The organism is Flavobacterium sasangense DSM 21067 (genome assembly GCF_000686885.1).
Classification (GTDB): domain Bacteria; phylum Bacteroidota; class Bacteroidia; order Flavobacteriales; family Flavobacteriaceae; genus Flavobacterium; species Flavobacterium sasangense.
The window spans coordinates 1-5,216 of the sequence record NZ_JMLU01000050.1 but is presented as its reverse complement, the minus strand read 5'-3'; the positions used below and the strand labels follow the sequence as shown (position 1 = coordinate 5,216).

Genomic DNA, 5,216 nt, shown 5'->3' with positions numbered 1-5,216 from the left:
AATTTTCAATTTTGGAGACATGACAATAAACCAATTGAGTTATGGAGTAATGAGGTTATTCAACAAAAAATAGATTATATTCACAATAATCCAGTTGAAAAAGGAATAGTTTTTAGACCCGAAGACTACAAATATAGCAGTGCTCCTGACTATGCCGGAGAAAAAGGATTACTAGACAATGTTTGTGTTTTTCAATATTTTAAATTGTAGAACCACGCGAAGTGATTCGCGCGGGGTAGAACCACGCGAAGGGATTCGCGCGGGAGCGGGGAAGGGATTCGCGCGGGAGCGGGGGATTCGCGCGGGAGCGGGGACTTTTGAATTGACTTTTAATAACTACATTTTTTAAATTCTCTTTAGCTTTTAAAGTTATCTCAATAGCCTTTTCACAACGCTTAATTTCATTGTCTATTTCAAGATCAATGAAATTAAGTTGTTCATTTAGGTCTGTTTGTAGATTTATTATTTTTTGATTCAAAGTCTTAAAATATTTAAAGATATAGTTTTAATAATTTGATGAGTTCCTAATCGAATAAATATTTATATTTTATAAAGTTCCTTTACTTCATTCAGAATTTTTACTATTCTATCAGATGTAATCTGCATTTTTTCTAATACAATTTTATTTTCATAAAGTTCTTTAACTAAAATTATATCTTTAGAAATAAGAGTTGTTTTTTCGTCTTTTGAAAGATTTATTAAAGTAGTAATTGGATAAAGATCAAATGAATCAATATTGTCTTTAATTCCGTTATTTAACGGATAATCCCAACTAAGTAAAGTTAAACCAACGCATTTCGCATAATTTATTGCATCAATAGTAAACCTGGTATTAGTAACCAACCAGCCTTGTTTGAGATGTGTAGTGTTTTTAGAATTAGTATTCCACTGTTTTTGGATGTCTAAAAATCTTGAATTAATGTATAAAGGAATTTTTACATTACTAACTGCATTAGCGTCAGAATGAAATTTGCATTCAATTGCATAAACGCTTCCTTCTTTTTCAGCTAAAACATCTATTTCGTGGGTAACGCATTCGCCATTTAAAATTACACTGACAGAGGTTTTAAATCCTTTTTCTCTCAATAATGCTGCAACTAATCTTTCAAAAGGATAACCTGTAGGACCTAAATCAAAAATGGCACGTTTTAGACTATATCGAGAAGCAGATGTTCTGTTTGATTTTTTTAAATAAGCATACGCTTTTTTATATATTTCATTTGTAGAAATTCCGTCATAAATATCTGGTTCTATTTTAGATATAATGTTTTCAATTTCTTCTTTAGTTGCACCACTATGTTGAAGTGATTGTTCTAGTTTATGAGTTAAAAAAGGTTCAACTTCTTTATTACTCTTCTTTATAAATATTGGTTTTTCTTTCATAAATATTGTTTTAAAAACGTAAAGTTTCGGTCATAATACCAAATCTAATTGAGCTGATTTGATGTTGGAAATAAATATTATAATAATCCATACCTTGATAGAATTGAACAAAAAATCCAATGTCTTCTAAAAATTTGGGATGATAATAAACAATTAAACTGGCATTAATTCTTTTTGAATTAAAAGTATCCCAATTGTTAATATTATCTAGCATCAAAGTTGTTTCTGCTTTTACAGAAAAGTTTGCTCTTTGTTCACTACTTTTTACAAGGTTTGTTTTCATAGGAAGTTTATAAGCTAAAAAAGTATTGTGCCATCGCAATCCGCTATATTGACCATGAAGTTCCTCTAACATCCAACTCTTTGGGTGAATTTCAACAGAACTTTTTATAAATTTGAAAGCTTTCAAGTTTTGACTATATGATGATTGTAAAAACCCTAATTCTAAATAGTTTGTTGCAAAATTTCCTGATTGTAAATTGACTTTTCCATCATCTGTATAAAAATTACCATCTTGACCATTAGAATGATGAGCAATTTTACCAAATAAAGTTAATTTATTGGCTGCATCTTTATGTCCTGTTAAAAAATAGAACGCAATTTGAGGTATGTAACTAGGTGTTCTTACTGGATAAGAGTATTCGTCATACATTCGTATAATAATTTGAGAAGTAAGCACTGCCATTAATCTAGAATCTTTACGTTCTCTAATCTTAAAATTAGGGCTAACATTTGCCTCAAACATTAAAGGTTCTAAATTTCCAACATCAAAAGGAAAAGTAACATAACTTTCTTCTTGATTTACTTGTGCAATTTTATCTAAATTAAGAGTTACAATTGAATCTGATAAGGTTTGTGCAACAATACTATTTGTATACAAAACAGTAAATAAGTATATTAAATTAATTCTTTTCATAAATGATATATTTATATGTTTCAAAATCAATTTTAAACAACTCGATAAATTTTTAAATGTTACTAATTATTTATAAATTATTTTAATATCTTTTGAAAGGTTTTTATCTATTTTAAAACTAGCTTTAGAAAAATTAGGTCTATTTGTTAAGTTGATATTTTGATAATTTGAAAAACCTATTCCTTCTATAGGTAGAATGAATTTTTTGTCAATTTTGCCATTTTTATTTTCGTCATGAAGTATAAATACTGCATAGTTTCCTTTAGGAATATTATTAAATGTTATAGTTGATGAATTCATAGAAATTGTACCAACTTCTTTTTTATAATAGTTTTTAATTTTCTCATCAGGTATTGTTCCATCTTTATTGTATAATAAAAAAAGAATGTTTCCATTAGAGTTTCTTAAATCAAAAACATTAACTGTTAAGGAATAGGACTCTTGACCTTGAGAATAGTTGGATAAAAGAACTAAAAATAATGTTGTTATTAGTTTTTTCATTTTTTAGATGTATTTTCAAAAAACCACCATTTTGGTTTAATTTGTTGTTTGATTAATCCAAATTTTTCAATTGCGTGAGTTTCCAAGTGTGTTACTAAATCAGGTATTGAATTCGTAACATAAAGTAGTTTCATATCTTCTGGACTAATGCTTTCATTTTCGACCATAATTTTAATATGATGACAAAGTTCTTTATGATATTCCGAATCAAAAATAATTATTGGAAAGTTTTTAATTACTTTGGTTTGTATTAATGTAAGTACTTCAAATAATTCATCTAAAGTTCCAACACCACCCGGCATTACAATAAAAGCGTATGAATATTTTATTAAAACAACTTTACGAACAAAAAAATATGGAATATCTATCCATTTATGTAAGTATGGGTTAGGTTTTTGTTCTCGAGGCAATACAATATTGCAACCTACAGAATATCCGCCATTTTCAAATGCTCCTTTATTTGCCGCTTCCATTATTCCTGGACCACCACCAGTCAAAACAGTAAACCCTAGTTTAGAAATTTCTGCACCAATTTTTTCTGCATTTTGGTAATGTTCTGAATCAGGTGTAAATCTTGCAGATCCAAAAACAGTTACACAAGGACCAATAAAATGTAGTTTTCTAAAAGCTTTTATAAAATTAATTTGAACTTTAAAAGTGAATATTAGTTCTTTAAATCGAGATAATGGCCCTCGAATAAATAAAGACTCATTTGTAATTAATTTATTTTTATGTTTTTTCATGTTACATTATTTTAGTTGTCAGAGATTATAAATCAATCTCTTGTCCCATTAAAGAAACAACGCAATCAAAACCATATTTTTCGTTTATTTTTATTCGAAGTTCATCAGCTGGAATATTTTCTCCATGAACCAAGAAAACTTTTTTAGGTTTATTTTCTAAATTTGATAGCCAATTGATTAAATCTTCTTGGTCGCCATGAGCTGATAGTCCCTCAATTTCAAGAATTTTTGCTTTTACTTCGTAATATTTTCCATGAATTTTAATGTCTTTTGCACCTTCTAATAGTTTTCGCCCACGAGTTCCTTCAGCTTGATATCCAACGATAATAACAGTTGTTTCAGGCAAACCTATATATTTTTCTAAATAGCTTAATACTCGACCACCTGTAACCATTCCACTAGCAGCAATAACTACTTTAGGTTGTTTATCATAAATAGCTTCAATTGTGTCTTTATATTCGGTAATCATGGTAAACATATTACACATTTCAACACATTCGTTTGGTGAAAGTTTGTGCCATTTTGTGTTATTTTCAAAAACGTCTAATATTCTTATTCCCATTGGTGTATCAATGATGTAAGGAATATTTGGAATTTTTCCTTCACTTTTAAGTTGCCAAAGCAAATACATTACCGTTTGAGCTCGTTCGACAGCAAAACTTGGAATAATGATTGTGCCGCCTTTGTTGACTGTATTGTTAATGTAAGTTTCTAACTCATATTTTGTGTCTGTATCTGGATGAATTCTATTACCATAAGTGCTTTCAAGAAAAATATAATCGGCATTTTTCGGTTTTGTTGGGGCATACATAAGTACATCGTCATCACGACCAATATCTCCAGAAAAAACTAATTTTTTATTTTCAATCATTAAATCTATTGTGCAAGCTCCAATGATATGTCCTGCATTTGTAAAAAATGCCTCAATTTCAGCATCAAGATTGACAACTTCATTCACTTTTACTACTCTAAAAAGAGGAAAAACTTGTTTGGCTTGTTCTACTGTATAAAGTGGTTTTGCAATTTGATGTTTTGAATAATGTCCTTCATTAGCTTTGTTAGCTTCTTCTTCCTGAATTTTTGCACTATCCAATAAAATAAGTTTTGCGATATCTTTGGTTGGACTCGTACAGTAAATTTTACCTTTAAAACCCTGATCAACTAATCTAGGCAACCAACCGCAATGGTCTAAATGACCGTGTGTAAGTAGAACAAAATCAATTGTTGATGGTAAAACTGGTAATGGTTCCCAGTTGAGTTCACGTAAGGGTTTTATGCCTTGAAAAAGACCGCAATCTATAAGAATTGTTACTCCATTACTTTCGATTAGTGTTTTTGAACCCGTTACAGTTCCTGCACCTCCAATGAATTTAATTTTCATAATGTTTTATTTTTTACTGCATTTAGCAAATTATTTTAAAAATTATCTATGTTATATTTCCTTATACAAATTGTACGTCTTCAAACTAAATTGGACTTTTGCTAAGAGAGTATTTAGTTAATAATTCAAAGATAAAAGATTTTTTTGATTAGTTGTTAATTTTGATTTTTGGTACTCATTTCTTCGGTTTATAATAGCCATTTTCTTTAATCGTTCACGTTCTTTTAAAATTAATTCACCTCTTCCAAAATACACGTCTGCAGGAGTTAAGTTGTTTAATGATTCATGATAG

Annotated in this window: 5 protein-coding genes and 1 pseudogene; 1 reads left to right on the top strand and 5 read right to left on the bottom strand. The window is 29.1% G+C overall.

Translation table 11 applies throughout. The features are described from left to right. Positions 1 to 210, top strand: a pseudogene (locus BP92_RS0113495) (transposase); the annotation flags it as partial. Positions 211 to 540: 330 nt separating this feature from the next. Here BP92_RS0113495 and BP92_RS0113485 read toward each other — a convergent pair. From BP92_RS0113485 to BP92_RS0113465, 5 genes are all read right to left on the bottom strand, one after another. Beyond that, positions 541 to 1,383, bottom strand: coding sequence for a restriction endonuclease (locus BP92_RS0113485; protein ID WP_026726514.1), 843 nt, complete (start codon positions 1,381 to 1,383; stop codon positions 541 to 543). 10 nt (positions 1,384 to 1,393) lie between these two features. Further along, a complete protein-coding gene (locus BP92_RS0113480; RefSeq protein ID WP_026726513.1) occupies positions 1,394 to 2,299 on the bottom strand; it encodes a hypothetical protein in 906 nt (301 codons plus the stop codon). 66 nt (positions 2,300 to 2,365) lie between these two features. Further along, on the bottom strand, positions 2,366 to 2,800 hold the full coding sequence (locus tag BP92_RS0113475; RefSeq protein WP_026726512.1) for a DUF2141 domain-containing protein: 435 nt from the start codon (positions 2,798 to 2,800) through the stop codon (positions 2,366 to 2,368). Further along, on the bottom strand, positions 2,797 to 3,543 hold the full coding sequence (locus BP92_RS0113470; RefSeq protein ID WP_026726511.1) for an LOG family protein: 747 nt from the start codon (positions 3,541 to 3,543) through the stop codon (positions 2,797 to 2,799). The genes BP92_RS0113475 and BP92_RS0113470 overlap by 4 nt, the downstream gene beginning before the upstream one ends. 25 nt (positions 3,544 to 3,568) lie before the next feature. Next, the gene (locus BP92_RS0113465) at positions 3,569 to 4,924 is read right to left on the bottom strand and encodes an MBL fold metallo-hydrolase RNA specificity domain-containing protein (protein WP_026726510.1); all 1,356 of its coding nucleotides are present in this window, start codon (positions 4,922 to 4,924) and stop codon (positions 3,569 to 3,571) included. Between the last annotated feature and the right edge of the window lie 292 nt (positions 4,925 to 5,216).